The following is a 25,058-nucleotide window of genomic DNA, read 5'->3' on the forward strand; positions in this document are numbered from 1 at the left end:
CCAACCAAGCCCCCTCACCCAAACTCCACCGCCTCGAACCGGATCGGCTCCCCAACCGCTGCGCCAGCCAGCGCGCCGTCCCACATCACGCGGTGGCCGCGGACGATGGTGCCGATCGGGCGGCCGGTCAGCTCCATGCCGGTGAAGGGCGACCAGCCGCAGCGCGAGGCGAGCCAGTCTTCGGTGATCGTCCAGCGCGCCTTCAAGTCGACCACCGAGAAATCGGCATCATAGCCGACCGCGATGCGGCCCTTGCCGACGATGCCGAACACGCGCTGCGGCCCGGCGCTGGTGAGGTCGATCACGCGGGCAAGCGTGGTGCGCCCCTCTGCCACATGGTTGAGCATCAGCGGCAGCAGCGTCTGCACGCCGGGCATGCCGCTGGGCGAGCCGGGATAGGGCTTGGCCTTTTCCTCCAGCGTGTGCGGCGCATGGTCCGAACCGAGAATGTCGGCAACGCCCTGATCGACCCAATGCCACAGCCCGTCGCGATGCGCGCCCGAGCGGATCGGCGGGTTCATCTGCGCCAGCGTGCCGAGCCGGGGATAGGCTTCCTCGCCCGCCAGCGTGAGGTGCTGCGGGGTCACCTCGCAGGTCACGATGTCCTTGTGGGCGCTCAGGAATTCCAGCTCGGCGGGGGTGGTGATGTGCAGCACATGGATGCGCCTCCGCGCCGCGCGGGCCAGCGCGACGATGCGCTTGGTGGCGAGCAGCGCGCTTTCATCGTCGCGCCACACCGGATGCGAGGACGGGTCGCCGGGGACGCGCTCGTCGGCGCGGGCGTTCATGCGGTCCTCATCCTCGGCATGGATGGCGACGCGGCGATGGCCCGAAGCGAGCACGGCGGCGAGCGAGGCGTCTTCCGACACCAGCAGATCGCCGGTCGAGGCCCCCATGAAGATTTTCACGCCTGCGGTGCCGGGCATCCGCTCCAGCTCGGCGAGATCGGCGGCATTGTGGTTGGTCGCGCCGACATAGAAGGCATGGTCGCACCACATGCGATGATGCGCGCGGGCGAGCTTGTCGGCGATCGCGTCGGCCGAATCGGTATTGGGCTTGGTGTTGGGCATTTCGAACACGGCCGTCACCCCGCCCAGCACCGCCGCACGCGCGCCGGATTCCAGGTCTTCCTTATGGACGAGGCCGGGTTCGCGGAAGTGGACTTGCGTGTCGATGACGCCGGGCAGGATGTCGAGCCCGGTGCAGTCGATCGTCTCGCCCGCATCGCCAGCCACGCCAATTGCGGCGATTTTGCCTGCGATGACGCCGACGCTGGTCTGCACCGGACCGGCGGGCAAATGGACGGTGCCGTTTTTCAGGAGGAGATCGAAAGTCACTGCACGCACTCCGTTCGGGCGGAATCTGTCGAAGCCCTGACCTTGATCCCCGCCCGTCGGGGATAGGCAGCCGGGCGGCACGCGCGCGGCGATGGGTGACAAAGAGTCGCGGGCTTCCTACCTGTTAGCCATGCCAGAAACCACCCTGACCGACCGAGCGCTCCTTCGTATCGCGGGCGATGACCCACGCGGCTTCCTGCAAGGGCTTGTTACGCAGGATATGGCGAGCGTGGTGCCGGGCGCGCCGCAATGGGGTGGGCTGCTGACGCCGCAGGGCAAGGCGCTGTTCGATTTCATGCTGTGGGCCGAGGGTGAGGCGATCCTGGTCGATTGCGAAGCGAGCGCGGCCGAGGCGCTGGTGCGGCGCTTGTCGATGTACCGGTTGCGGCGCGCGATTACGATCGAGCGCACTGGCGGCGCGGTGCATTGGGCGCGTGAGGGCGGGGAGGGCGTGCCTGATCCGCGGCTGGCCGCGCTCGGGCGGCGCTGGATCGGCGATGCGGGGGCGGCGGCCGAGGGCTGGCTGGCGCACCGGTTGTCACTGGGCGTGACCGAGGGGCTGGCGGAGCTCGGCAGCGACCAGACGCTGTGGCTGGAATGCAATGCGCGCGAGCTGAACGGGGTGAGCTTCACCAAGGGCTGTTATGTCGGCCAGGAAAATACCGCGCGGATGCACCATCGCAGCAAGGTCAACCGGCGGCTGGTGGTGGCACCTTTGGGCGAAGCGGGGGACCGCACGCGGGTGACGTATCCTGAATTGGGCCTGATGGTGGAATTGCGCCGGGTGGAAGCGCTGGGCGATGCGCGGGTGCCCGACTGGATGGCGGCGGCGCTGGCGTAGACACGAGTGTTCGCACTCGCGTGTTGCGTGTGCGAGCGGATTGTGGCCATGTCGGACGGGAGATAAGGGGCCCCGAGTGATCCACAGCGCGTCATCGATCTGCCACGCGTCCGCACGGGCGGCGGGCTGGCCCCGGACGGGGATGCACGTGCGGCCCGGCATGTGCCGCCGCTGATGGCGAGCGCGCCCGCCCCGTCGTTGCTCGACCCCGGCATCCACGCGGCGCGCTGGATCGCCGAGTATCGCGCGCGGGCGGTCAGCGGCGACGTGCTCACGGCCGATCCCGATCCGGCGTGGGCGGCGATGTTCGAGGAACTGGCGGCGGCGGCAGGGGACGATCTCGGCCTCGCGCGCGAGCGCGTGCAGCGCCATGCCGAGGATATCGGCACCGGCTTCCGCATCATTGGCGAAAGCGAGGAGCGGCCGTGGCCGCTATCGCCGGTGCCGCTGCTGATCGCCGCCGAGGAATGGCGCACGATCGAGGCGGGGATCGTGCAGCGCGCCGATCTGCTCGAAACCGTGATCGCCGATCTGTACGGCGATGCGTCGCTGGTGGCGCGCGGGCTGATTCCGGCGGCGTTGGTCGGGGGATCGCCCTTCTTCCTGCGACCGATGGCGGGGCTGGTGCCGTCGGGCGGGCATCATCTGCAGTTCATCGCGGTGGACCTCGGGCGCGGGCCGACCGGCGAATGGCGCGTGCTGGCCGATCATCTGCGCGCGCCTGCCGGGGCGGGCTATGCGCTGGAGAACCGTCTGGCGATCGCGCGGACGCTGGGCGGATTGCAGGCGCGGCTGAACGTGCAGCGCCACGCGCCCTTCTTCGCGGCGTTTCGCGACGGGCTGGCGGCGGCGTGCCGCCGGGCCGAGCCGCGCATCGGGCTGCTGACGCCCGGGCGCTACAGCGCAAGCTATGCCGAGCAGGCGCATCTGGCGCGCTATCTGGGTTTTCTGCTGGTCGAGGGCGCGGATCTCGCTGCGCTGGAGGACAAATTATATGTCCGCACGATCGGCGGGCTGAAGCGCGTCGATGCGCTGTGGCACCGCGTCGACCCGCGTTTGCTCGATCCGCTGGCGTTCGATTCGCATTCGCGCATCGGCGTTGCCGGGCTGATCGATGCGGCGGCGGCGGGCAATGTCGTTATCGCCAATGCGCCGGGCGCGGGCGTGCTCGAATCGGCGGCGTTCGGTGCGTTCCTGCCGCGCCTGGCGACGCGGCTGTTCGGCGCGGACCTGATCCTGCCCAATATCGCGACCTGGTGGTGCGGACAGGATGACGCGCGGGCGGCGGTGATCGAGGATCTCGACCAGATGCTGGTCGGACCCGCCTTTGGCGTGGCCCCGCTTGGTCTCGGCAGCGCGGTGGCGGTGCCGGGGGCGGAGATTGTCGGAGATGCGCGCGTCGCCCTGCTCGACGACATGACGCGGCGGCCACAGGATTATGTCGGGCAGGAAATCGTCCGACTGTCGACCATGCCGGTGGTGACCGATGCCGGGCTGGCCGCGCGCCCTTTCACGCTGCGCGTCTTCGCGGCGCGCGGGGCCGATGGCGGGTGGACCGTGCTGCCGGGCGGTTTCGCGCGCATCGCCGAACATCCAGATCCGCGCGCGTCGGTGATGGGGGAGGGCTGCTGGTCCGCCGATGTCGCGATTCATGGTGGTGAAGCGGTCGCGCCGGTGTCGCTCTTGCCGCCCGCCGACACCATCCATGTGCGGCGCAACCCCGGCACCTTGCCGAGCCGCGTCGCCGACAATTTTTTCTGGCTCGGGCGCTATCTGGAGCGCGGCGAGGCGCTGCTGGCGATCATTCGCGTGATGCTGGGCAATTCGATCGATGCCGATGCCGGGGCCGCGCTTGCGCCCGAGACGGTCGGGCGGCTGGTCGGGCTGGCGGTCAATGTCGGCGCGGCACCGCACCCGCCGAGTTTGCGCCGGGCGGATCTGGCAGCCTTTGCGCGTACGGCGATGGAGGATGGCGACTGGCACAGCGTGCGGTCGATCAACCGGCTGGCGCGCGGCATCGGCCAGGGATCGCGCGACCGGCTGGCGGCGGATGTCGTGCGGCTGCTCGACGCGCCCTATCCGACCAAGGGCGGGATGCTCGATCGTGCGGGCACGCTGCAGCGCCGCTATGCCGCTTTGTCGGGGCTGTCGGCCGAACATATGGGGCGTACCGCCGCGTGGCGCTTCCACGATCTCGGGCGACGGCTGGAACGCGCGCTGACGGTGACGCGCGCGCTGCGCGTGTTCGGCATGGCGCAAGCGAGTGCCGACGATCTGTCGAGCCTGCTCGACCTTGCCGACAGCCAGATCAGCTATCGCCAGCGCTATCTGACGGGCATTGCGCGTGTGCCGGTGGTCGATCTGGTCGCGCTCGACCCCGGCAATCCGCGCTCGCTCGCCTTCCAGATCTGCCGGATCTGCGAGCATCTGGCGGCGCTGCCGGTGCTTGAGGATGACGGCATGGAAGAGCCGCAGCAGACGCAGGGCACGGTGCTGACCGCGATCGTCTCCACCGCGACCGCCGCTGGGCTCGATGCCGAGGTGCTGGGCGATGTCGAGCGGCGGCTGTTCCAATTGTCCGAGGCGATTGCGCGGCGGTACTTCCTGCAAGGGGCCGAGCCGCTGCGCGCGGCGGGGATGGTGCTGGCGTGATTGGCATGCTGCATAACCGTCACCCCGGGCTGGTCCCGGGGTCCACCGTGCCGCTATTCCAAGCCGTGTGGAACGTGCTGCTCGGTGGACCCCGGGACAAGCCCGGGGTGACGCAGGTTTGGGTTCGATGATCTACGACATCCGCCACATCACGCGCTTCGATTACGGGGCGAACGTGAAATTCGCGCGCTGCAATTTGCGGCTGAAGCCGATCCATTGGTCGGGGCAGGATCTGCTCGACTATCGACTCACCATTTCGCCCTCGGGCCGGGTGTCGCCCGCGCGCGCCGAGGCGGGGCTCGCCAATGTGATGCGGATGGTGGTGGATGCGCCGGTGCGGCATCTGACGATCGAAAGCGTGTCGCGGATCAAGGTCGATCGTCCGGTGCCGATGCCCGCCAACGGGTCGCCCCCCTTGCGCGAGATCGCCGCCGCTGCACGCGCCAGCCGCGATCCGTCGCCCGCCGGCCCGGCCAATTACATTTTCCCCTCGCCGCTGATCCCGCTCGATCGCGACATTGCCGAGTGGTGCGCACAGGATCTCCACCCCGATCGCCCCGCGCTCGACGCCGCCATTGGTCTGGCGCAGCGCATCCAGCACGATTTCGCGTTCGATCCGCAGGCGACCCTGGTCGATACGTCGCCGCACGAAGCCTTCATGAAGCGCGGCGGCGTCTGCCAGGATTTCGCGCAGATCATGATTACCGGCTTGCGCGCAGCTGGGTTGCCCGCCGCCTATGCCTCAGGCTATATCCGCACGATCCCGCCACCGGGCCAGCCGCGTCTGGTGGGGGCCGATGCGACGCACGCCTGGGTCTTGCTGTGGTGCGGGGCTGAGCTAGGCTGGGTCGGCGTCGATCCGACCAACGGCATTTGGATGGCGGGCGACCATATCGTGATGGCTATTGGCCGCGATTATGGCGAAATCGCGCCGATCGATGGGGTCGTGCTGGGTTCCAGCGCGCAGAAAATGGACGTCAGCGTCGACGTGGCCCCGCTTATCTAGGCGACGGCGTTTGCACTCGCCCCCGCGATACCCCAAATAGACAGCAATTAAGACCACATCAGCACACCGGGGACATTCGTGGCCGATCCATATGCAACGCTGGGCGTCGCGCGCACTGCGACCGATGCGGAGATCAAGAAAGCGTATCGCAAGCTCGCCAAGGAGCTGCATCCTGATCGCAACAAGGACAATCCCAAGGCGACCGATCGCTTCGGGCAGGTGACGCAGGCCTATGATCTGTTGCTCGACAAGGACAAGCGCGCGCGCTTCGATCGCGGGGAGATAGACGGCGACGGCAACCCGACCTCGCCCTTTGGCTTCGGTGCGGGCGGCGGCAATACCGGCGGGTTCCGCCCCGGCCCGGGTGGCGCCGGCTTCCAGGCCGACGGCCCCGATCTCAGCGACATTTTCGAAAACATGTTCGTGGGCAGCAGCGGACGCGGGGGCTTTGCCGGGGGCTTCGGCGGTTTTGGGCGGCGCGAACAGCCCAAGGGCGCGAACGTGCTGTACAAGCTCGACGTGCCGTTCGTCGATGCGGTGGCGGCCAAGCCGCAGCGCATTACCCTTGCCGACAACAAGACGATCGACCTGAAATTGCCGGCGGGCCTCGAAAGCGGCGCGCAAATGCGGCTGGCGGGCAAGGGGCAGGTTGGACCGGGCGGCAATGGCGACGGCATCGTCACTATCACTGTACTGCCGCATCGCTTCTTCGAGCGGGTCGGGGACGATGTCCGGCTCGACTTGCCGATCAGCCTGTCGGAAGCGGTGCTGGGCGCGAGCGTGCGCGTGCCGACGGCCGAGGGGGCGGTGATGCTGACCATCCCCAAGGGATCGAATTCGGGCAAGGTGCTGCGGCTGCGCGGGCGCGGGTTTCACCGTAAGGACGGCACGCGCGGCGATCAGCTCGTGACGCTGATGGTCGATCTGCCGGTCGATGACGATGCGCTGATCGAGTTCGTTCAGGGCTGGAAAGACAAGGACTTACGGAACCCGCGCGGCGGAATGGGCGTCTGACCCGTTCCAGGAGACCGACCGCGTGAGCCACATTTCCCCCGTATCGCCCGAGGAACGCGAAGCGCATGGCGATGTGGGACGGGCGTTGGTGCCGGTCGATGCATCCCCGTTCGGGCGGGTGCTGCGGCGGACATGGCAAGTGGTGCAGCGCGTACTGATAGGCGTGTTTTCGGACGGCTTCATTCACGCCGGCAATCTGGCCTATCTCGCGCTGCTGACGGTGTTCCCGTTCTTCATCCTGGCGGCGGCGATCGCATCGCTGATCGGGCAAAGTGCGGAGACGCAGCGCGCGGTCGCCTCCTTCCTCCACGTGCTGCCGCCCAATGTCAGCGAATTGCTCGCCAAGCCGATCGCCGATGTGCTGGTGGCGCGGACGGGTTCGCTTCTGTGGCTGGGCGCGATTGTCGGGCTGTGGTCGGTCGGCAGTTTCGTCGAGACGATCCGCGACATTTTCCGCCGCGCCTATGGCGTGAAGATGAGCCGTCCGTTCTGGCATTACCGGCTGAGTTCGATGCTGGTTATCGTCGTGTCGGTGGTCGTGGCGTTGCTGTCTTTCCTGGTGCAGGGCGTGCTGACGGCGGCCGAGCGCTTCATTTACGACGTGCTGCCGGTTGCGCGCGATGTCGCGGGCTGGGTCGGCGTGTCGCGCGCGGTTCCGGGGGTGGTGATGTTTATCGCGCTCTACATGCTGTTCTTTTCGGTCACCCCCGCCAAATATCGCCTGAGCAAATGCCCGAAATGGCCCGGTGCGCTGTTCACCAGCGCGTGGTGGGTGACGATCACTGCGTTGCTGCCGGTGATCCTGTCGCGCCTCAGCAGCTACAGCCTGACCTATGGCAGTCTGGCGGGGGTGATCGTGGCGCTGTTGTTCTTCTTTCTGGTGGGGCTTGGCATTGTCGTCGGGGCGCATTTGAACGCGGCACTGGCGGAACCCCCCGAACCGGGAGTAGAGAGCGCTCACGGAATCAAGGAGTCTATACCGGCGTGATGGAATTGATGGCAGGCAAACGCGGGCTGATCATGGGCCTCGCCAACGATCGCTCGCTCGCCTGGGGCATTGCCAAGAAACTCAGCGAAGCGGGGGCAGAGCTTGCCTTCAGCTATCAGGGCGAAGCGATGGAGAAGCGGGTGCGGCCGCTGGCCGAACAGCTTGGCGTGGCGCGCTTGTTCGATTGCGACGTGTCGGACATGGCGGCGCTCGACGCGACCTTTGCCGAACTGGCGAAGGAATGGCCGACGATCGACTTCGTCGTCCACGCGATCGGCTTTTCGGACAAGACGCAGCTGCGCGGGCGCTATTGCGACACGACGCTCGACAATTTCCTGATGACGATGAACATCAGCGTCTACAGCTTCACCGCAGTCGCGCAGCGCGCGGCGGCGATGATGCCCAATGGCGGATCGATGCTGACGCTCACCTATTACGGTGCCGAAAAGGTGGTGCCGCATTACAACGTGATGGGCGTGGCCAAATCGGCGTTGGAAACGAGCGTCAAATATCTCGCGGTCGATCTCGGTCGCGACAAGATCCGCGTCAATGCGATCTCGGCCGGGCCGATCACGACGCTGGCCGCCAAGGGCATCGGGGATTTCAACCTGATCCTGAAGTGGAACGAGCTCAATGCGCCGCTCAAGCGCAACGTGACGATCGAGGATGTTGGCGGCTCGGCGCTGTACCTGTTGAGCGACTTAGCGAGCGGTGTGACCGGCGAGACGCACCATGTCGATGCGGGCTATCACGTGATCGGCATGAAGGCAGAAGACGCGCCGGACATCGCGCTGGCGTAAAGCTCCCTCTCCCGTTGGGAGAGGGAAGGGGCCCGCGCCGCAGGCGTGGGAAGGGTGAGGGCGACCGCCATGATTGATCTAGCAGGCGTGGGTGTATCACCCTCACCCTCCCATGCTGCGCATGGGCCCCTCCCTCTCCCGTTGGGAGAGGGAAAGTGAGCTTTAACAGCTTCGGACACCTCTTGCGCTTCACCACCTGGGGCGAATCACACGGGCCCGCGATCGGCGCGGTGGTCGATGGGTGCCCGCCGGGGATCGCTTTGTCCGAGGCCGATGTGCAGCCGTGGCTCGACCAGCGTCGCCCCGGCACCTCGCGCTTCACCACGCAGCGGCAGGAGCCGGACCAGGTCCGCATTCTGTCGGGCGTGTTCGAGGGGCGCACGACCGGCACGCCGATCAGCCTGATGATCGAGAATGTCGATCAACGCTCCAAGGACTATTCAGAGGTCGCCAAGGCGTATCGCCCCGGCCATGCCGATTATGCCTATGACGCCAAATATGGTTTCCGCGATTATCGCGGCGGCGGGCGGTCCTCGGCGCGCGAGACTGCGTCGCGCGTGGCGGCGGGCGCGGTGGCGCGGCTGGTGATCCCCGAGGTGCGCATCATCGCCTGGGTCGAGGCGATTGGCGGCGATTCGATCGACCCCGCCAATTTCGATGCCGCCGAGATTGGCCGCAACCCGTTCTTCTGCCCCGACCGACACGCCGCTGCGCGCTGGGAAGGGCTGGTCGATACCGCGCGCAAGGCGGGCTCCTCGCTCGGCGCGGTGGTGGCGTGCGCGGCGACCGGCGTGCCGGCGGGCTGGGGCGCGCCGCTTTATGCCAAGCTCGATGCCGAACTGGCGGCGGCGTGCATGGGCATCAATGCGGTGAAGGGCGTCGAGATTGGCGATGGTTTTGCCGCGGCGACCTTGCGCGGCGAGGACAATGCCGATGCGATGCGCCCCGGCACCGATGGCCCGCAGTTCCTCGCCAACCATGCCGGGGGTATCGCCGGGGGGATTGCGACGGGCCAGCCGATCACGCTGCGCGTCGCGTTCAAGCCGACCAGTTCGATCCTGACGCCGGTCCAGACGATCGACCGCAATGGTACCGCCACCGAGATCATGACCAAAGGACGGCATGACCCCTGCGTTGGTATTCGCGGTGTGCCGGTGGTGGAGGCGATGGTCGCGTTAGTATTGGCGGACCATAAGCTGCTGCATCGGGGTCAATGCGGCTAAAGCAGGCCAGTCGTGGTCTCTACGCGATAAAAGGAGCGACCGATCGTACGGCGACGCGTTGTTAGGTCCGACCCATTTGGTGGTCACTGATTTAAAGGACCAGAACCAATGCGTATTGCAACTTTGACCGGTATTGCTGCTTTGACCCTTTCGACTGCGGCGTTTGCGCAAACCACGACGCCCGCACCGGGCGCGCCGACCAGCACGGTTCCCGCGACGCCGTCGACGACGCCCGTTACCCCCGCGCCGACCACGACCACACCGGCAACCCCGGCTGCGGATCCCGCCACCACTCCGGCGGACCCGATGGCCAGCCCGACCTCTACCAGTCCGGATTCGACGATGACGACGCAGACGCCAACCGATCCGGCGACGCCGACCACGAAAAAGTCGAAAAAGCGCCCGATGTAATCAACCGCGATACTGCGGTTTCGGATCCCGGCCTTGCGCGAGCGAGGCCGGGATTTTTTGGCTGTAGCTTTTGCGTGAAAGCGGCTTTGCCCGTACAGGCCGCGCCGACCATGACCATTTCTTTCCCGTCCGCGATCGGACTCGATTTTGGCACTACCAATTCGGTGGTCGCCCTCGCCCGTCAGCCCGGCGTGGCCGATATGCTCCAGTTCGATGGCCCGGCCGCGCCAAGCGCGGTGTTCCGCTCCGCCCTGTGCCTGTGGGAGGAAGAGGGCGAGCCGCAGGGCCTGGCGAGCGAAGCGGGGCCGTGGGCGATCGAGGAGTATCTCGCCTTTCCGCAAGGCAGCCGCTTCCTGCAATCGTTCAAGTCGGTCGCCGCCAATGCGAGCTTCGAATATGCCAGCGTGTTCGAGCGGCGGTTTCGCTTTGAGGATTTGGGGCGTTTGTTCCTCGGTAAGATGGCGGCGCGCGCGCGCGGCGCGCTGAACGGCAAGACGTCGCGGCTGGTGGTGGGGCGTCCGGTCGAATTTGCGGGCAGTCGCCCTGACGAAGCGCTGGCGCGGACGCGCTATGATGCGATGTTCGGCCACCTCGCCGAGGAAATCCATTATGTCTACGAGCCGATCGGCGCAGCGTTCAGCTATGCATCGCGCATCACCGACCCGGCGACGATTCTAGTCGCGGATTTCGGCGGGGGCACGAGCGATTTCTCGGTGGTGCGGATCGAGGCCCCCGGAGCGGTACGCCGTTGTACCCCGCTCGGCCATGCCGGTGTCGGTGTTGCGGGTGACCGGTTCGATTTTCGCATTGTCGATCATCTCGTCATGCCGCTGCTGGGCAAGGGCGGGTCGTATCGGTCGTTCGACAAGGTGCTGGATATTCCCGGCGGCTATTTCACCGATTTCGCCGACTGGTCACGGCTGGCGCTGATGCGCAACCGCCGCACGATGGCCGAACTCGACAAGCTACGCCGTGTCGCGCTCGATCCCGAGGCGATCGGGCGGATGATCGCGATCATCGATCAGGAATTGGGCTATCAACTGTACGATGCGGTCGGTGCGCTGAAGCGTGCGTTGTCGCAGAGCGATGTGGCCGAGTTCCGCTTTGCGGGCGCGGGGCTGTCGATCGCGGCGGAGGTGCGGCGCGATGCGTTCGAGGCGTGGATCGCCCCCGACATCGCGCAGATGGAGCAAGCGGTCGACCAGGCGCTGGCCCGCGCCGAAACCGACGCGAGCGCCATCGACCGTGTGTTCCTGACTGGCGGCACCTCGCTCACCCCGCGCGTGCGACGGCTGTTCGTCGAACGCTTAGGGGAGGAGCGCATCGCCGCCGGTGGCGAACTGACCTCGATCGCGCATGGCCTGGCGCTGATCGGCCAGCAGGACGATATCGCCGCCTGGGCGGCGTGACCGTCAGCGCTTGACGGTAAACGCTCCGATCCCGGCCAGCGCTATCGATCCCGTCGGCAGCGCGGGCGCGTCGAACGACAGGCGCAGGAAACGCGCCGGACGCGGGTGGTCGAAGGTCAGGCGCTGCGTGGCGAGCGCATACGCGATATTGGCAAGCTCGCCGCTGCCCGCCGCTTCCCAGTGCGTGCCATCGACACTGGTTTCGCAACGATAGTCGCGCGGCGGGGACACATCCTTGGCGATGGTGCGCGAGGGCGAGATGCTGACCCCGGCCAGCGCAACCACTTGCCCCATGTCGATCGTGACGCTGACGGGGGTGCCCGGCGTCGGGGCCGGGGTGGTCCAGCGGGTCGCGGCATCGTCGTCGAGCAGCGCTTCTGCACCCGGCGCGGTGGCAGCGACGATGTGCCAATCCTTGGTCGACAGGATCGTCGGGTCGCTCGACCGCGCCGGGGCGACGGCGACGGGTTGAACCTGGCGGAACAACGCGATCTCGCTGATTGCCGGGCAAGCGGGCGCTTCCAGGATACGCAGCCGCAGCCGCCGCGCGGTGATGGGCGCGGGCAAGCGGATGATGCGTTGTGCGCCGATGCATTCATGCTCGGCGAACGTTTTCCATACGCCGTCGACCTCGGCATCGACCGCGAAGCGCGTGACGCGCACGCCGAGCGGCAGATATTCGCGGATACGGATCAGATCGAAGCTGCGCGCGGGCGGTAGATCGAGCGTCAGCGTCGGGGTGTGGTCGGCATCGGGCGTCGACCAATAGCTGTCGGGCCGACCGTCGAGTACGCGCGCGGCACTGAACGCGGCGGAGCGCTCCGCGCTGGCATGGGCGACAGCCCCCTTGGCCAAATCGCGCGCATAGGTCGCCGCCTGTGCCGCGCCAAAGGAGCGCAGCACCGCGACATCGGTATCGGCCAGGCGGCCGCGCCGGTCGGGCGGCAGGTTGAGGTTGAGATTGGTGCCGCGCCCGACCGATTCATCGAACAGCTTGAGCAAGCGCTCGGGCGTCTTGACCTTGGCGTCTTCATCGGCGTGGTAGAACCAGCCGGGGCGGATCGACACGTCGGTTTCGGCGGGCCACCACAGGGCAGCGCCGCGCACGCCGCTATTGCCCTCGGACAGGACATAAGGGTGGTTGGGCATGGTCGGCCAGCACGGGTCGCCCGCCACACCATCCTCATTGCCGACCCAGCGGATTTCGGCACCGAGCGGATCGAAGGTGCAGGCCATGGGCTGATATTTGTGGACCAAAGCGATCGTGGTCGGCCAGTCGTAATAAGCCGGGGCATCGATCTTCCGCGTCTCGCGCGCACCGCCATAATAGCCGTCGCCGCCATTGGCCCCGTCGAACCAGAATTCGAACAATTCGCCATAGCGCGTGCACAGCTCGACGATCTGCTTGCGGAAATAGTCGACATAGGCCGGGCGGCCATAGTCTGGATGATGCCGGTCCCAGGGCGAGAGATAGAGGCCGAAGGCGAGGCCGGCGCGGCGGGTGGCCGCTGCCATCTCGCCGACGATGTCGCCCTTGCCGTTCTTGTAAGGGGTGTTGCGGATGCAGCGTTCGGTCAGCAGCGTCGGCCACAGGCAGAAGCCGTCATGATGCTTGGCGGTGAGGATGATGCCGGTCATCCCCGCAGCCTTCGCCGCGCCTACGATCTGGTCGGGCGAGAAATCGGTCGGGTTGAACAGCGCCGGGTCCTCATCGCCATAGCCCCATTCCTTGTCGGTGAAGGTGTTGATGGAGAAATGGACGAAGGCATATTGCTGGCGCGTGTGCCAGGCGAGCTGGCGCGGCGAGGGGGTCGCGCCCCATGGCTTTGGCGCACCGCTGGGCGCGGTCTTGGCCAAAGCGGGCGTGGCAAGCGTGGGCAGAGCGGTGGCGGCAAGGCCGGAGGCGATCACGCCGCGGCGCGAGGGATGGGTCATGTGGGGCTCCGGGATCAGGCCGAATGGCCGAAGGATGGGGGACGATCGGCGCGCGCGGCACCGAAGCTGGGGTTGGGCGTGGCCGACATGGTGAAGCGCAGCGTGCCGCCGCCGCTCAGCGTGCGGTGGTCGATCCAGCTCTTGCTCCACGGCTTGCCGTTCCACGTGACGGCCGCGACATAGGGCGTGTCGGCGCGGTTGCCGGGTGCTTCGATTGTGAGGGTACGGCCCGTGCCGACGCGCACCGTCGCGCGTTCGAACAAGGGCGAGCCGAACACATACGCCGCCTCGACCGGATCGACCGGATAGAAACCGAGCGCCGAGAAGACGAACCACGCGCTCATCTGGCCGCAATCGTCGTTGCCGATGATGCCATCGGGCGCGTTGCGGTACATTTCGGTGCACAGTCGCCGTACCATCGCCTGCGTCTTCCACGCCTGGCCGACATAGGCATAGAGATAGGCGGCGTGCTGGTCGGGTTCGTTGCCATGCGCATATTGGCCGACCAGCCCGGAAATGTCGGGCGGAGCATTGTCGGGCAGCGTCGAGGGTGCGGAGAAGAAGGCGTCGAGCTTGGCCGCGAACGCGGCATCGCCGCCGACATGCGCGATCCGGCCATAGAGGTCGTGCTGGTTGAGGAAGGTCGCCTGCCAGCCATTGGCCTCCGTATAATCGCGCCACCACGGCTTTGGCATATGGCCGAGCTGGACCGGATCATAGGGCGTCCACCAGCTGCCATCGGCGAAGCGCGGGCGGGCGAAGCCGGTGTCGCGGTCGATGACATTGCGCCAATTGCCCGAGCGTTCGAGCAAGCGCTGCGCGTCCGCCTCGGCCCCGGCTGCGCGGGCGATGTGCGACGAGGCCCAATCGTCATAGGCATATTCCTGCGTGCGGCTGACGCTTTCGAACACCTGGTCGGCGGGGACATAGCCGAGCCTGTCATAAACTTCGCGGCCCAGGCTGTTGTCCTGCTCGGGTGCCTTGAAATCGAAGCTGCGCCTGGCGATGGCGGGCCAGGCGGCGGCATAATCGGCGGGGATGCCCTTGGCTTGGGCCTCGGCCAGCGGGACGACGCCGTGCCAGCCGATCATCGTGCCGGTTTCCTTGCCCTGCAGCGGCCACACCAACGGGCCGTAGGGCGATTGCTGGGTCTGGCGAATGAGGTCGTCGATCAGGCTCTTGGTCCGGTCGGGCGCGACCAGCGTCAGCAGCGGGTGCAGCGCGCGATAAGTGTCCCACAGCGACCAGGTGCTGTGGGCGGCACCGCCCTGCGGCACGGTGTGGACTTGCCCGTCGAGCCCGACATAGCGGCCATCGACATCCGAGAAGAGCGTGGGGGCAAGCTGCGCATGATAGAGCGCGGAGGCCATGATACTGCGCTGGTCGGCGCTGCCGCCTTCGACCTGCACCACGCCCAGCGCCTCTGCCCAGCGCTGGCGTGCGGCGCGGAGCGTGCGGTCGAAGTCCCAATGCGACGCCTCGGCGGCGAGGTTGGCCCGCGCACCTGCGACATCGACACCCGAAACGCCACAGCGCAGCAGGATCGGTGCCGACCCGGCATCGTTCCAGTGCAGCGCCATTTTCAGACGCTTGCCGGAGACCTGCGCGGTGCCCGCAGGTTGCTCGGCATCGCCATCGCCGTAGAAAGTGACGCGGTCGGGCCGCCGCGAGCTTTGCAGCGCGAAGTGGATGCGCCGCCCCTTGGCCCAGCGGAACACGCGGCGGCTGCCGGTGATGGTGCCGTCGGCGTCGATCGCCAGGCTCGCCTCATCGACCAAAGGCGCATGGTCCGATGTGTCGAGGATCAGATGCGACAGGTCGATCAGCACATGCCCCGGCCCCTTCGGATAGGTATAGCGGTGCCAGCCGGTGCGTTCGGTCGTGGTCAGTTCGGCGCACACCCCCGATTCGAGCGTGACGCGATAGGAGCCGGGCTCGGCGATCTCGTTGGAATAGCGCTGGCGATAGCCCGCATCGGGGTTGTCGAGCGGTCCGGGGATGAGGTTGACCGGTCCGGTGGTCGGCACGACCAGCACGTCGAGCATGTCGCCGATCCCGGTGCCCGACAGATGGGTGTGGCTGAAGCCCATGATCGAGCCGTCGCCATGGTGATAGCCCGAACAGGTCGCCCAGCGCTCGACATCGGTATCGGGGCCGAGCTGGACCATGCCGAAGGGCAAGGTCGGGCCGGGATAGGTATGGCCGTCGCCGCCGGTGCCGACGAACAGATTGGGGGAGGTCGCGGGGGCGCGGGCGTCGAGCCGCCATGGCAGCGCGCTGGCGAACAGAGCGAGGGTGGAACTGCTGAGCAGGGTGCGGCGGTCGATGGTCACAGGGTATCTTCCAGCAAAGCGGGGCGGGTATTGGCCAGGCGCACGATCATCTCGCCGAATAGGCCATTGGCCCAGGCGAACCATGCCCGGGTGAATTTGCGGGCGTCGTCCTGATCGAAGGTTTCGTGGATGAAGCCGGTATCGGCATCGGTATCGCGCAGCGTCTTGAGACAGGCGCGGATCACCGCGGGGTCGTCGCTCGACAGCGCGCGGACGATGAGCGACATCGGCCAGATCTGGCGCAGCCCGGCATGCGGGCCGCCAATGCCTTCACCCGCTTGCCCCTTGAAGAAATAGGGGTTGTCCGGGCCCCATGCGGCAGCCTGGGTGCGTTGCCACAGCGGATCGGTCTGCGCGACGCAGCCGAGATAGGCGAGGCCGGAGAGCGAGGGCACGTTGGCATCGTCCATGAAGAGCGCATTGCCGAAGCCGTCGACCTCATAGGCCCATACTTCGCGCCCGTCGCGCAGCCGCATCCGGCCATATTGGGCGAGCGCGCGCTCGACCTCGGCAGCGAGCGCGCTGGCGTCTTGCGCCAAGGCCGCATCGCCGCGCGCGCCCTGCGCCACCACCGCCAGTTCGCGCAAAGCGCTGACCGCGAACAGATTGGCGGGGATGAGGTACGGGTAGAGGCAGGCATCGTCCGAGGGGCGGAAGCCGCAATGGATCAGCCCGACGGGGCGCGACGGATTACCATAGCCATCAAGCGGCTGGGTTTCGGTATTGCGATCGGAGTCGCGCAGGAAGCGGTAGGGGCCGGGGCCATGCTTGCGCTGCTGTTCGCGGAAAGTGGCGATGCTGAGCCGCGCCGCCGCCGCCCAGCGCGCGTCGAACGGCGCGGGATCTTGCGTGGCCTGCCAATAGCCGTGCGCGAGCCGCATCGGATAGCAGAGCGAATCGATCTCCCATTTGCGTTCGGCGACGCCGGGCTTCATCTCGGTTTTGTCGTCCTTCGCCCAGCCGAGGTTGGTCCGGGCGGTCGGATCTTCCATGAAGGCGTTGGCATAAGGGTCGATCAGAATCGAGCGTGCCTGCCGCGCGATCAGCCCGTGGAACAGCGTGCGCAAAGCGGCATCGTCGCGGACGAGATGGAGATAGGGGGCGAGCTGCGCCGAGGAATCGCGCAGCCACAGGCACGGGATGTCGCCGGTGATGACGAAGGCATCGGGCGCGCCGTCCACCGTGCTCATCCGCACCGTGGTGTCGAGCGTGTTGGGATAGCAATTGGCAAACATCCAGCGCAGCTTGGGGTCGCCGATCTTGGCCGAGACGCGCGCGATCTCGCGCTCGACCGCGCGGCTGGTGAACAGCCGTTCCTTGACCGGCGGGCGCTTGTTGGGGAGTGGCGCTGCGGCGAGCGCGGGCGAGGCGACCAGCGCGGCGCCCGCCGCGCTACCGATGATGGCTTCACGCCTGGTCAGGATCATTTGGGCAACTCCTGCCGCGTGCCGGTGATCGTCAGGTCGATCCAGCTGCCGGGCGCGCTGCCGGGCTGGCCGCCGCCGACGAACAGGCGGTACGCGCCGGGCTCGACCGCGCGCGTGCCGTCACGCGCGACCAGGCTGAGGCTGCGCGGATCGAGCGTGAAGCTGGCATCGCCCGCCTTGCCGCGCGCGATCGCAAGCCGCTTGAAGCCGACCAACTGGCGCTGGAGCACTGGCGTGGTGAAGCCAGCCCCCTTGGTGGCCGGCGGGACGAGATAGGCCTGCACGACCTCTTCACCGTCGCGCGCGCCGACATTGGCGACACGCACGCGCACCGTCGCGCTTTGCCCGGCGGCGACGCTGACCGTATTGGTCGGGGCGGTATACGCGAAGCGGGTGTAGCTGAGGCCGTACCCGAAGCCCCACAGCGGCGTGCCGGTGAAGTAGCGATAGGTGCGCTCCTTCATGCCGTAATCGACAAAGGCGGGCAGGTCGGTGGTGTGGGCGTAGAAGGTGACGGGCAAGCGTCCCGAGGGATTGTTGCGCCCGGCGAGCGTCTCGGCGATTGCGGTGCCGCCAGACTCTCCCGGATACCAGGCGGCGAGGATCGCGTCGGCATCGTTCGGATCGAGCGCGACCGCGCTGCCGCTGGTCAGCACCAGCACCAGCGGCTTGCCGGTCGCCTTGAGCGCGGCGATCAGGCGCTGCTGGGCGTGCGGCAGCGCGATGTCGGTGCGGTCACCGCCGACGAAGCCCGGCACGCTGACCGACAGCGCCTCGCCTTCAAGATCGGGCGAGAGGCCGACCGAGACGACCACCACGTCGGCGGCCTTGGCGGCGGCCACGGCCTCGGCGATCAGCGGTTCGGCGGGGGGCAGCCACAACAACCGCACGCCTTCATCGTCGCTGACATGGTCGAGTTCGAGCTTGAACGGCACGGCCTGGCCGTCGCTGTCGAAGTTTACTTCGATGCGGCCCTTCTTGATTTCTCCTTCGGCGAGTTGCTTGCCGTCGATCCACAGCCGCGCGGCATCGTGCGATTTGCAATATTTCCAGCAGGCGGGGACATCAAGGACGAGGCGATAGGCACCGTGGCCAGGAGGCGCGAGTTCGCCGGTCCAGCGCGCGCTCCACTGTGCCCCGAGACCAGGGGCCGGGACCGCGCGGTTGATGTCGTGATCGATATGGCGCTCGACGCGCGTGACGACGGGCGTGCCGCTGGTGCCGGGGACCGCAAAATATTCGGCTTGCAGCCCCGGCGCGCCATTCCAGCGCAAGGCGGTTTCGGGGACGAGCACGGGCGCGCCATCGGCGAGCACCGAGCCTTGCGCGTAGCGGACATTATCCGTGCCAAATTGCTGGCGAAGGCCTTCGAGCGGGGTGATCGGGGTGCGAGCTGTGCCGTGGTAATTGCCCTGCAGCACGCCAATGTCATCGGCATCCGCCCCGATCAGCGCGACGCGGGTTCCGGCCTTGAGCGGAAGCCGGTTGCCGTCATTCTTGAGCAGCACGATCGCCTTGCGCGCTGCCTCCAGCGCGACGGCGTGGTGTTCGGGCGTGCCGATGTCGCTGGGCGAAATGCGCGACCACGGGCTGGTTGCGCCATAAACGATGCCGAGCGCCTTGCGCGCGGCCATCGCGCGGTCGAACGCGGTGTCGATGTCCTGACTGGTGATCAGGCCGCGCTGGAGCGCTTCGGGTAGCGCCGCATAGGTGGTGCCGCAATTGAGGTCGGTCCCGCCCTTGAGCGAGGCCGCCGCAGCCCCTGCCGCGTCGAGCCGGTAATGGTGGAACAGGTGGACATTGGCGATGGCGTCGCAATCCGAGACGGTAAAGCCGGCAAAGCCCCAATCATGACGCAGCCGATCGACCATCAGCGGCGCATTGGCGCAGGCGGGGACACCGTGGATGGCGTTATAGGCGCACATCAGCGACTGCGCCTTGCCCTCGGTCACCGCGAGGCGGAAGGCGGGGAGGTAGGTCGCTTCCAGATCCTGCGGCGACGGGTCGACATCGAAACCGTCGCGCCCGGCCTCGGGACCGCTATGGACGGCGAGATGCTTGGGCGTGGCGATGACCTTTGGGTGCTTCGGGTCCGGCCCTTGCAGTCCGGTGATGAAGGCGACACCGAGATGGCCGGTGAGATAGGGATCCTCGCCATAGGTCTCTTGCCCGCGGCCCCAGCGCGGATCACGGAAGATGTTGATGTTGGGCGACCAGATCGTCAGCCCCTGATAGATCTTGCGATCGGCCGAAACCGGTTGCGCGTTGAACTTGGCGCGCGCTTCGGTGGCGACGACATCGCCGATGCGGTTGAGCAACGGCGCGTCCCACGTCGCCGCCATGCCGATCGCCTGCGGGAACACCGTGGCATAGCCATTGCGCGCGAGACCGTGCAGGCCTTCATTCCACCAGTCATACGCCGGCAGACCGGCGGCGGGATCGGCGGGCGCGCTGCTTTGCAGCTGGGCCGCCTTTTGCGCGGTGGTCAGCGTTTCGGGGGCGGGAGCAACTTGCGCAGCCTCGGCGGCGAGCAACATCCAGATCATCGACGGGATCCCAGCGAACGGAGGGTTAGGGCGGCGGCAAGCGCCGTGGGCGACGTGGTGGACGTCACGGTGATGGTGCGGCTTTCGCCCGGCAACAGGTCGAAGCCGTTATCGGAGGGATGCGCGCCGATCTGGCCGAAGTCGAGCATGACCGCGCGGGCGAGCGCTGTGCTTTGGATGGTGACGCTCTTGCCACTCCACGTCGCGGTCAGGCCGGGATCGGGATAGTGCATCGTCTTGGGCACGCCGCGCTCGATGATGGCGCGGCTGACCACGGCGTCACCGACCAGCAATTCGGCGACGGCATAGCTGTTGTTGGCATCGGCCCCGGCGAACACCGTCGCATCGTCGAGCTTGGCGACATCGGTGGCGGACAAAGCAGGCATATTTGCCGCCGCGCTTTGTTCACCAAGCGGCTTGCCCGCCATGTCGAACGCGCGGACGCGCCAGCGCGCTGCGATCGGCGTGACCGCATCCGACACCAAGGCGATGCGGGTGGCGGCGTCCTTATGTTCGGCGACGATCACTTGCGGCGCGAAGAAACGGCGCGCGGCATAATGGAGCAGCTTCCAGCGCCCGTCATAATCGATGCTCGACCAGGAGATGGACGGCCACACGTCGTTCAACTGCCAATAGAGCGACCCCATCGTCACCGGGCGACACGAACGGTGGTGGAGGGCGGCGAGTGCGATCGCCTCTGCCTGGTTGACCTGGCTGAGATAGACGAAGTCGGCAATGTCCTTGGGCTCGCCGAGCCGGTCGCGAATGTACATCAACAGCCGTTCATTGCCTTCCCCGGCGAGGAACTTCTGATGCACCTTCAGCACCGGGCTTTCGGGGGTGAGCGGGCCGTTGCCAGCAAAGGCGCGCACCGTCGCCATGTCGGGCATCGCCTGGAAGCCATATTCGGACATGAAGCGCGGGCACGCGTCGAGATAGCGCTCGACCGGCTTGGAGCCCGACCACACATCCCAGAAATGGCGGTCGCCCGACGCATCGGTATCGACCGGACCTTCATAATCGGTCGAGGGCGAGCCGGGCCAATAGGGCGTGCCGGGCGAGCGCGTCAGCACCGCATCGCGCAGCACACGATCGAACAGCACCGCCATGCCAGCGCCGATGCGTTCCTGCTCATCGGCGCCGACCGCCTTTTTGAAGGCCTTGCGATCGCCCCAATTCTCCCAGCCCGACAGCACTTCATTGCCGCCCGACCACAGAACGATCGAGGGATGGTTGCCGAGCCGCTCGACCTGTTGCTCCGCCTCGATGCGGACATTCTCGCGATAGGCGGCATCGGGCGGGGTGACGGCACCGCCGAACATGAAGTCCTGCCACACCATCAGGCCCATTTCGTCGGCCATGTCGTAAAACGCATCGTCGAGATAATAGCCGCCGCCCCAGATGCGCAGCATGTTCATATTGGCGTCGCGCGCGGCGGTGAGCAGCGGGCGCATCGAGGCTGGGGTGACGCGGGCCGGGAAGCTGTCGAACGGGATGACGTTCGCGCCCTTGGCGAAGATCGGGATGCCGTTGACGCGAAAGCCGATTGCGCCACCGCCGCGGATCAGTTCGACCGTACGCAGGCCGATGCGGCGCTCGGCAGTGTCGGTTGCCTCGCCATTCTGGTTGAGCGTCGCGGTGACGCGGTAGAGCGGTTGCGTGCCATAGCCGACCGGTTGCCAGCGCTGCGGGTTGGCGACGGTGATCGGCACCGACACGGCGTTGCTGCCTGGGGCAAGTGTCACCTGCTGCACGACCTGCTGCTGCGATCCGTCGGGCGCGGTCAGCGTGACGCGGACGTTGGCGACAGTCTCGCGATCGGCCTGGATGACGGCCTTGGCCGACAGGCGCGCCTCGCTATCGTTCAGCGCATCCTGGTCGACGCGCAGCGTGTCGATCCGCGCCTCGTCCCAGGCTTCCAGCCGCACCGGACGCCATGGACCTACGTTGAGGATGCGTGGGCCCCAATCCCAGCCGTAATGGTATTTGGGTTTGCGGATATAAGGCGAGGTCTGGCGGCCCTTGGGTTCGTCGCCGAATGCGGAATCATATTCGCCCGGCAGCGAAGCCTTTTGCGCCAGCACCATCGGTTGCAGCGTCTTGATCGGCGCGGCGAAGGTGATCAGGATTTCGTTGGCACCGGCCTTGAGCAGCGGCTTGGCGGCGATGCGCCAGCGGCGATGGGCATTGTCGGCGGTGAGCGCGACTTGCCCGTTGATCGTCACGGTGGCGAAGGTGTCGAGCCCGTCGAACACCAGATCGAGATGATCGCGCGCCAGCATCGCGGGCGTCACTTGCAGCGCCCGGCGGTACAGCCAGTCGGTGCGCCCGACCCACTGGATCGCGGCTTCGTTGGTGGCGAGGAACGGATCGGGCACGCGGCGGCGTGCGATCAGATCCTGCTGGATGCTGCCGGGCACGTGCGCCGGGAACCAGCGCGTCAACTCCTTGTGCGCGGTGACCGCAGCGCTGTCCGACGGCGCGATCCGCGCCTGCCAGCCGTCGTCGAGGCTAACCGTGGTGCGCGGTGCGGCGGCAAGCGGCGCTGCCGCGCCCACGAGCAGTGCGGCGAGGATCGCGCGGCGCAGCGTCCTACGCATTAGCGGCGCTCGGTCAGTTGGACCGCCGATACGGCATAATAAGGCTCGGCGACGGGCGAGGTGAACTGGAAGCACAAGTCACGGTCCCCGGTCATCAGCGGCAAGGTGCCCTTGAACGTCATCTTGGTCGGCGATGCGGCGGGGTCGGGGAGCGGGAAGGTCGCGACCACGACGGGTTTGGGGGCATCCTTGTCGGGCGCGCCCTTGCGGCCTGCCTGGCATCCGGTGAGCACGACCAATTCTCCATGCGCGGTGACGCTATAGGGCTCGCGCACGGCCGAGGCCTCATGCGCCAGGCCGTAATGGCGTGCCAGCCGCGCGACCTCGATCGTGAAACCGCCGGCCACGTCCAGCGGGGCCGCCGGATAGGCGCTGCACGTGTCGAACAGGTTGATGTTGAAAGCAGGACCGTTGCTTTCGGCATCAGCGGTCAGCGGCACGCGCAGCCCCAGCGCGCCGCGCGGGCACGACACCAGGTCGGAGGCGTTGCGGTAGAGCAAGGCGCTGCGGCTCGTCGCGAAATCGCGGATGCGCGCGGTGGCGATGCCGTCTGTGTCAAAAGCGGCGGCCTTGATCGTCGCGCCTGGGACAAGGCTGAGCGGTGCTGCATAAACGGGCGAGCGTGCCGTCGGCGCGGTGCCGTCCAGCGTATAGCGGATCGTGCCGACCGGGACTTGCGTAGCGAGCGCAACCGTCACTTTATTTGCCCGCAGCGCATCGCCGCGCGCGCCTTGCAGGGCGTAGGTTACAGCAAAGGCGCTGTCGGCCACCTCGATCCCACCGCGCCGCCAGCGCGCCGCCTGCGGGGCAAGGCGTGTGGCGAAGCTCGTGAAATCGCGCGGCGCGTTCGACCAGGTGTTTTCGGCCAGCGCCGCCGCACGCGGGAAGATCGCGTGCTGGACTTGATACGGCGTGACGAGATATTCGCTCCACGCATTGACCTGCGCGCCGAGCACATGCTTCGCGCGGTCGGCATCGATGCCCTTGGGTAGCGGATCATAAGCGTAGACATCGGCCAGCGTCTGGATCGACAAACGGCCGGGTGGTTCGTCGCGCTGGTCGCTTTGCAGGCTGTCGACGTACAGCGTCGGTGCCGGGGTCAGCACGACATCGTGTCCGGCATTGGCGGCATCGACCGCGCCCTTTTCGCCGCGCCACGACATCACCGAGGCCGAAGGCGGCAGTCCGCCTTCGAGGATTTCGTCCCAGCCGATCAGCCGCCGCCCCTTGCTGGCGAGATAGCGGCCGAATTCGTCGATCAGCCAGCTTTGCAGCGCATTTTCGGTCTTGAGCCCGAGCTTGGCCATCTGCGCCTGGACTTCGGGCGAGCGTTCCCACTGATCCTTGACCGCTTCGTCACCGCCGAGATGGATGAAGCTGCCGGGGAACACCGCCATCAGTTCATCGAGCACGTTCTCGACAAAGGCGACGCCCTTGGGGCCGGGGTTGAGCAGATAGGGATTGACCCCCCAATCGTGCGATACGACCGGACGATCCCCGAACACGCCGATCTCAGGATAGGCCGCGACCAGCGCCTGCGCATGGCCGGGCAGATCGATTTCGGGGACGATCGTGATGCCGCGTTCGGCGGCATAGCGGACCAGATCGCGCAGTTCGGCCTGGGTGTAGAAACCGCCAACGCGCGTGGTCGGGGCGGGGCCGCCGGTGCTTGGCGGCGCGCGGAAGGCACCCAGTTCGGTCAGCTTGGGATAGCGTTTCACCTCGAAACGCCAGCCCTGATCGTCGGTCAGATGGAGATGCAGCACGTTGAGCTTCACCGCCACCATCTGGTCGACGATCTGGTAGAGCGAGGGCAATGGCTGAAAATGCCGCGCAACATCGACCATCACGCCGCGCCAGGCGAAGCGCGGCGCGTCGCTGATATCGACGCCGGGGACGGTGACGGGTTTGCCGAACGCCTGATCGGGGCTGAGCAATTGCGCCAGCGTCATCGCGCCATAGACGAAACCGCCGCGCGCCGAAGCCGCGATCCGGATGCCGCTCGCATCGGCGGTCAGGCGATAGGCTTCTGCGCCGACAATCGCTGGATCGCGCACGAAGCGGATCGCCGCTCCGTCGCTGGCGGTATGCAGGGCGAGCCCGCGCGTGGTGGCGACTTGCGCGATCAGCAGGCGCGCGGCGGCTTCGGCTTCGGCATCGCCGTTGGGCACGGCGACGCCCGCGCCATTGGCGATGGTGATGCTGTCGGCCGTGCGCGTGATCTTGGCGGGAAGCGGGAGTAATGGGAGCGTAGATGGCGTGGTTTGCGCCGTCGCCGATGCGGTGATCAGCAGCGAGGACAGCATTCCGAGCGTAGCACCGCACCGCCGAAAATTGCGCTCCGCGGTGCCGCGCTGCTTGCTTTGCATCATAAAATCTCCCTGCCGCCGCTCTGGCGTATCTTTGGCTCGAAGTGTAACCAATATAAGTCCACTTGCAAGCGGACCGGATAACGGTTTTTGATATAAAACTGCGGGATCGACCGGTGCGGCATTCGTGCGAAGCATACCAATATGAAATCGCAACAATCCCGATT

General features: G+C 67.0%; 16 protein-coding genes. 9 read left to right on the forward strand and 7 right to left on the reverse strand.

Annotated features, from left to right (window positions below):
- Positions 1 to 14: 14 nt before the first annotated feature.
- The gene (locus EJC47_RS03245; RefSeq protein ID WP_126845468.1) at positions 15 to 1,337 is read right to left on the reverse strand and encodes a dihydroorotase; all 1,323 of its coding nucleotides are present in this window, start codon (positions 1,335 to 1,337) and stop codon (positions 15 to 17) included.
- Positions 1,338 to 1,467: 130 nt separating this feature from the next.
- Here EJC47_RS03245 and ygfZ point away from each other — a divergent pair, with 130 nt between their 5' ends.
- The 9 genes from ygfZ (at position 1,468) to EJC47_RS03290 (ending at position 11,681) form a co-directional block, all read left to right on the forward strand.
- Complete coding sequence (gene ygfZ / locus EJC47_RS03250; RefSeq protein WP_126845469.1) at positions 1,468 to 2,178, forward strand: CAF17-like 4Fe-4S cluster assembly/insertion protein YgfZ; 711 nt, start codon at positions 1,468 to 1,470, stop codon at positions 2,176 to 2,178.
- 174 nt (positions 2,179 to 2,352) lie between these two features.
- Positions 2,353 to 4,830, forward strand: a complete 2,478-nt coding sequence (locus EJC47_RS03255) for a circularly permuted type 2 ATP-grasp protein (RefSeq protein WP_126845470.1) — start codon at positions 2,353 to 2,355, stop codon at positions 4,828 to 4,830.
- Between the two features lie 127 nt (positions 4,831 to 4,957).
- The gene (locus tag EJC47_RS03260) at positions 4,958 to 5,836 is read left to right on the forward strand and encodes a transglutaminase family protein (RefSeq protein ID WP_126845471.1); all 879 of its coding nucleotides are present in this window, start codon (positions 4,958 to 4,960) and stop codon (positions 5,834 to 5,836) included.
- Between the two features lie 78 nt (positions 5,837 to 5,914).
- A complete protein-coding gene (locus EJC47_RS03265) occupies positions 5,915 to 6,850 on the forward strand; it encodes a DnaJ C-terminal domain-containing protein (RefSeq protein ID WP_185867549.1) in 936 nt (311 codons plus the stop codon).
- Between the two features lie 22 nt (positions 6,851 to 6,872).
- A complete protein-coding gene (locus EJC47_RS03270; protein ID WP_126845472.1) occupies positions 6,873 to 7,838 on the forward strand; it encodes a YihY/virulence factor BrkB family protein in 966 nt (321 codons plus the stop codon).
- Between the two features lie 8 nt (positions 7,839 to 7,846).
- On the forward strand, positions 7,847 to 8,638 hold the full coding sequence (fabI, locus tag EJC47_RS03275) for an enoyl-ACP reductase FabI (protein WP_033966815.1): 792 nt from the start codon (positions 7,847 to 7,849) through the stop codon (positions 8,636 to 8,638).
- Positions 8,639 to 8,793: 155 nt separating this feature from the next.
- Positions 8,794 to 9,861, forward strand: coding sequence for a chorismate synthase (gene aroC, locus EJC47_RS03280; protein WP_126845474.1), 1,068 nt, complete (start codon positions 8,794 to 8,796; stop codon positions 9,859 to 9,861).
- Between the two features lie 108 nt (positions 9,862 to 9,969).
- Positions 9,970 to 10,272 (forward strand): hypothetical protein, encoded by a 303-nt coding sequence (locus tag EJC47_RS03285; RefSeq protein WP_126845475.1) that lies wholly within the window; start codon positions 9,970 to 9,972, stop codon positions 10,270 to 10,272.
- A gap of 110 nt (positions 10,273 to 10,382) precedes the next feature.
- A complete protein-coding gene (locus EJC47_RS03290) occupies positions 10,383 to 11,681 on the forward strand; it encodes an Hsp70 family protein (RefSeq protein WP_126845476.1) in 1,299 nt (432 codons plus the stop codon).
- A gap of 3 nt (positions 11,682 to 11,684) precedes the next feature.
- On the opposite strand, the gene EJC47_RS03295 is transcribed toward EJC47_RS03290, so the two are convergent.
- From EJC47_RS03295 to EJC47_RS03320, 6 genes are read right to left on the reverse strand one after another with little or no spacing between them, the layout of a single operon-like run.
- Positions 11,685 to 13,616: an alpha-L-fucosidase gene (locus tag EJC47_RS03295; RefSeq protein ID WP_126845477.1), complete on the reverse strand. Its 1,932-nt coding sequence runs from the start codon at positions 13,614 to 13,616 to the stop codon at positions 11,685 to 11,687.
- A gap of 14 nt (positions 13,617 to 13,630) precedes the next feature.
- Positions 13,631 to 15,949: a GH92 family glycosyl hydrolase gene (locus EJC47_RS03300; RefSeq protein ID WP_126845478.1), complete on the reverse strand. Its 2,319-nt coding sequence runs from the start codon at positions 15,947 to 15,949 to the stop codon at positions 13,631 to 13,633.
- A complete protein-coding gene (locus EJC47_RS03305) occupies positions 15,946 to 17,376 on the reverse strand; it encodes a glycoside hydrolase family 125 protein (RefSeq protein WP_126845479.1) in 1,431 nt (476 codons plus the stop codon). Before EJC47_RS03305 ends, EJC47_RS03300 begins: the two co-directional genes overlap by 4 nt.
- Complete coding sequence (locus EJC47_RS03310) at positions 17,373 to 19,922, reverse strand: glycoside hydrolase family 3 C-terminal domain-containing protein (RefSeq protein ID WP_126845480.1); 2,550 nt, start codon at positions 19,920 to 19,922, stop codon at positions 17,373 to 17,375. Before EJC47_RS03310 ends, EJC47_RS03305 begins: the two co-directional genes overlap by 4 nt.
- Entirely contained in the window at positions 19,919 to 22,522 is a 2,604-nt protein-coding gene (locus EJC47_RS03315) for a beta-mannosidase (RefSeq protein ID WP_260591460.1), read from the reverse strand. Before EJC47_RS03315 ends, EJC47_RS03310 begins: the two co-directional genes overlap by 4 nt.
- Complete coding sequence (locus tag EJC47_RS03320; protein WP_312845330.1) at positions 22,522 to 24,894, reverse strand: beta-N-acetylhexosaminidase; 2,373 nt, start codon at positions 24,892 to 24,894, stop codon at positions 22,522 to 22,524. Before EJC47_RS03320 ends, EJC47_RS03315 begins: the two co-directional genes overlap by 1 nt.
- Between the last annotated feature and the right edge of the window lie 164 nt (positions 24,895 to 25,058).

Source organism: Sphingomonas sp. TF3 (assembly GCF_003985085.1).
Lineage (GTDB): Bacteria > Pseudomonadota > Alphaproteobacteria > Sphingomonadales > Sphingomonadaceae > Sphingomonas.

Bases quoted from the DNA above. Each gene is read 5' to 3' on its own strand.
- ygfZ (WP_126845469.1), top strand. From the start codon at position 1,468: ATGCCAGAAACCACCCTGACCGACCGAGCGCTCCTTCGTATCGCGGGC.
- EJC47_RS03255 (WP_126845470.1), top strand. From the start codon at position 2,353: ATGGCGAGCGCGCCCGCCCCGTCGTTGCTCGACCCCGGCATCCACGCG.
- EJC47_RS03260 (WP_126845471.1), top strand. From the start codon at position 4,958: ATGATCTACGACATCCGCCACATCACGCGCTTCGATTACGGGGCGAAC.
- fabI (WP_033966815.1), top strand. From the start codon at position 7,847: ATGGCAGGCAAACGCGGGCTGATCATGGGCCTCGCCAACGATCGCTCG.
- EJC47_RS03285 (WP_126845475.1), top strand. From the start codon at position 9,970: ATGCGTATTGCAACTTTGACCGGTATTGCTGCTTTGACCCTTTCGACT.
- EJC47_RS03290 (WP_126845476.1), top strand. From the start codon at position 10,383: ATGACCATTTCTTTCCCGTCCGCGATCGGACTCGATTTTGGCACTACC.
- EJC47_RS03295 (WP_126845477.1), bottom strand. From the start codon at position 13,616: ATGACCCATCCCTCGCGCCGCGGCGTGATCGCCTCCGGCCTTGCCGCC.
- EJC47_RS03305 (WP_126845479.1), bottom strand. From the start codon at position 17,376: ATGATCCTGACCAGGCGTGAAGCCATCATCGGTAGCGCGGCGGGCGCC.
- EJC47_RS03310 (WP_126845480.1), bottom strand. From the start codon at position 19,922: ATGATCTGGATGTTGCTCGCCGCCGAGGCTGCGCAAGTTGCTCCCGCC.
- EJC47_RS03315 (WP_260591460.1), bottom strand. From the start codon at position 22,522: ATGCGTAGGACGCTGCGCCGCGCGATCCTCGCCGCACTGCTCGTGGGC.
- EJC47_RS03320 (WP_312845330.1), bottom strand. From the start codon at position 24,894: ATGATGCAAAGCAAGCAGCGCGGCACCGCGGAGCGCAATTTTCGGCGG.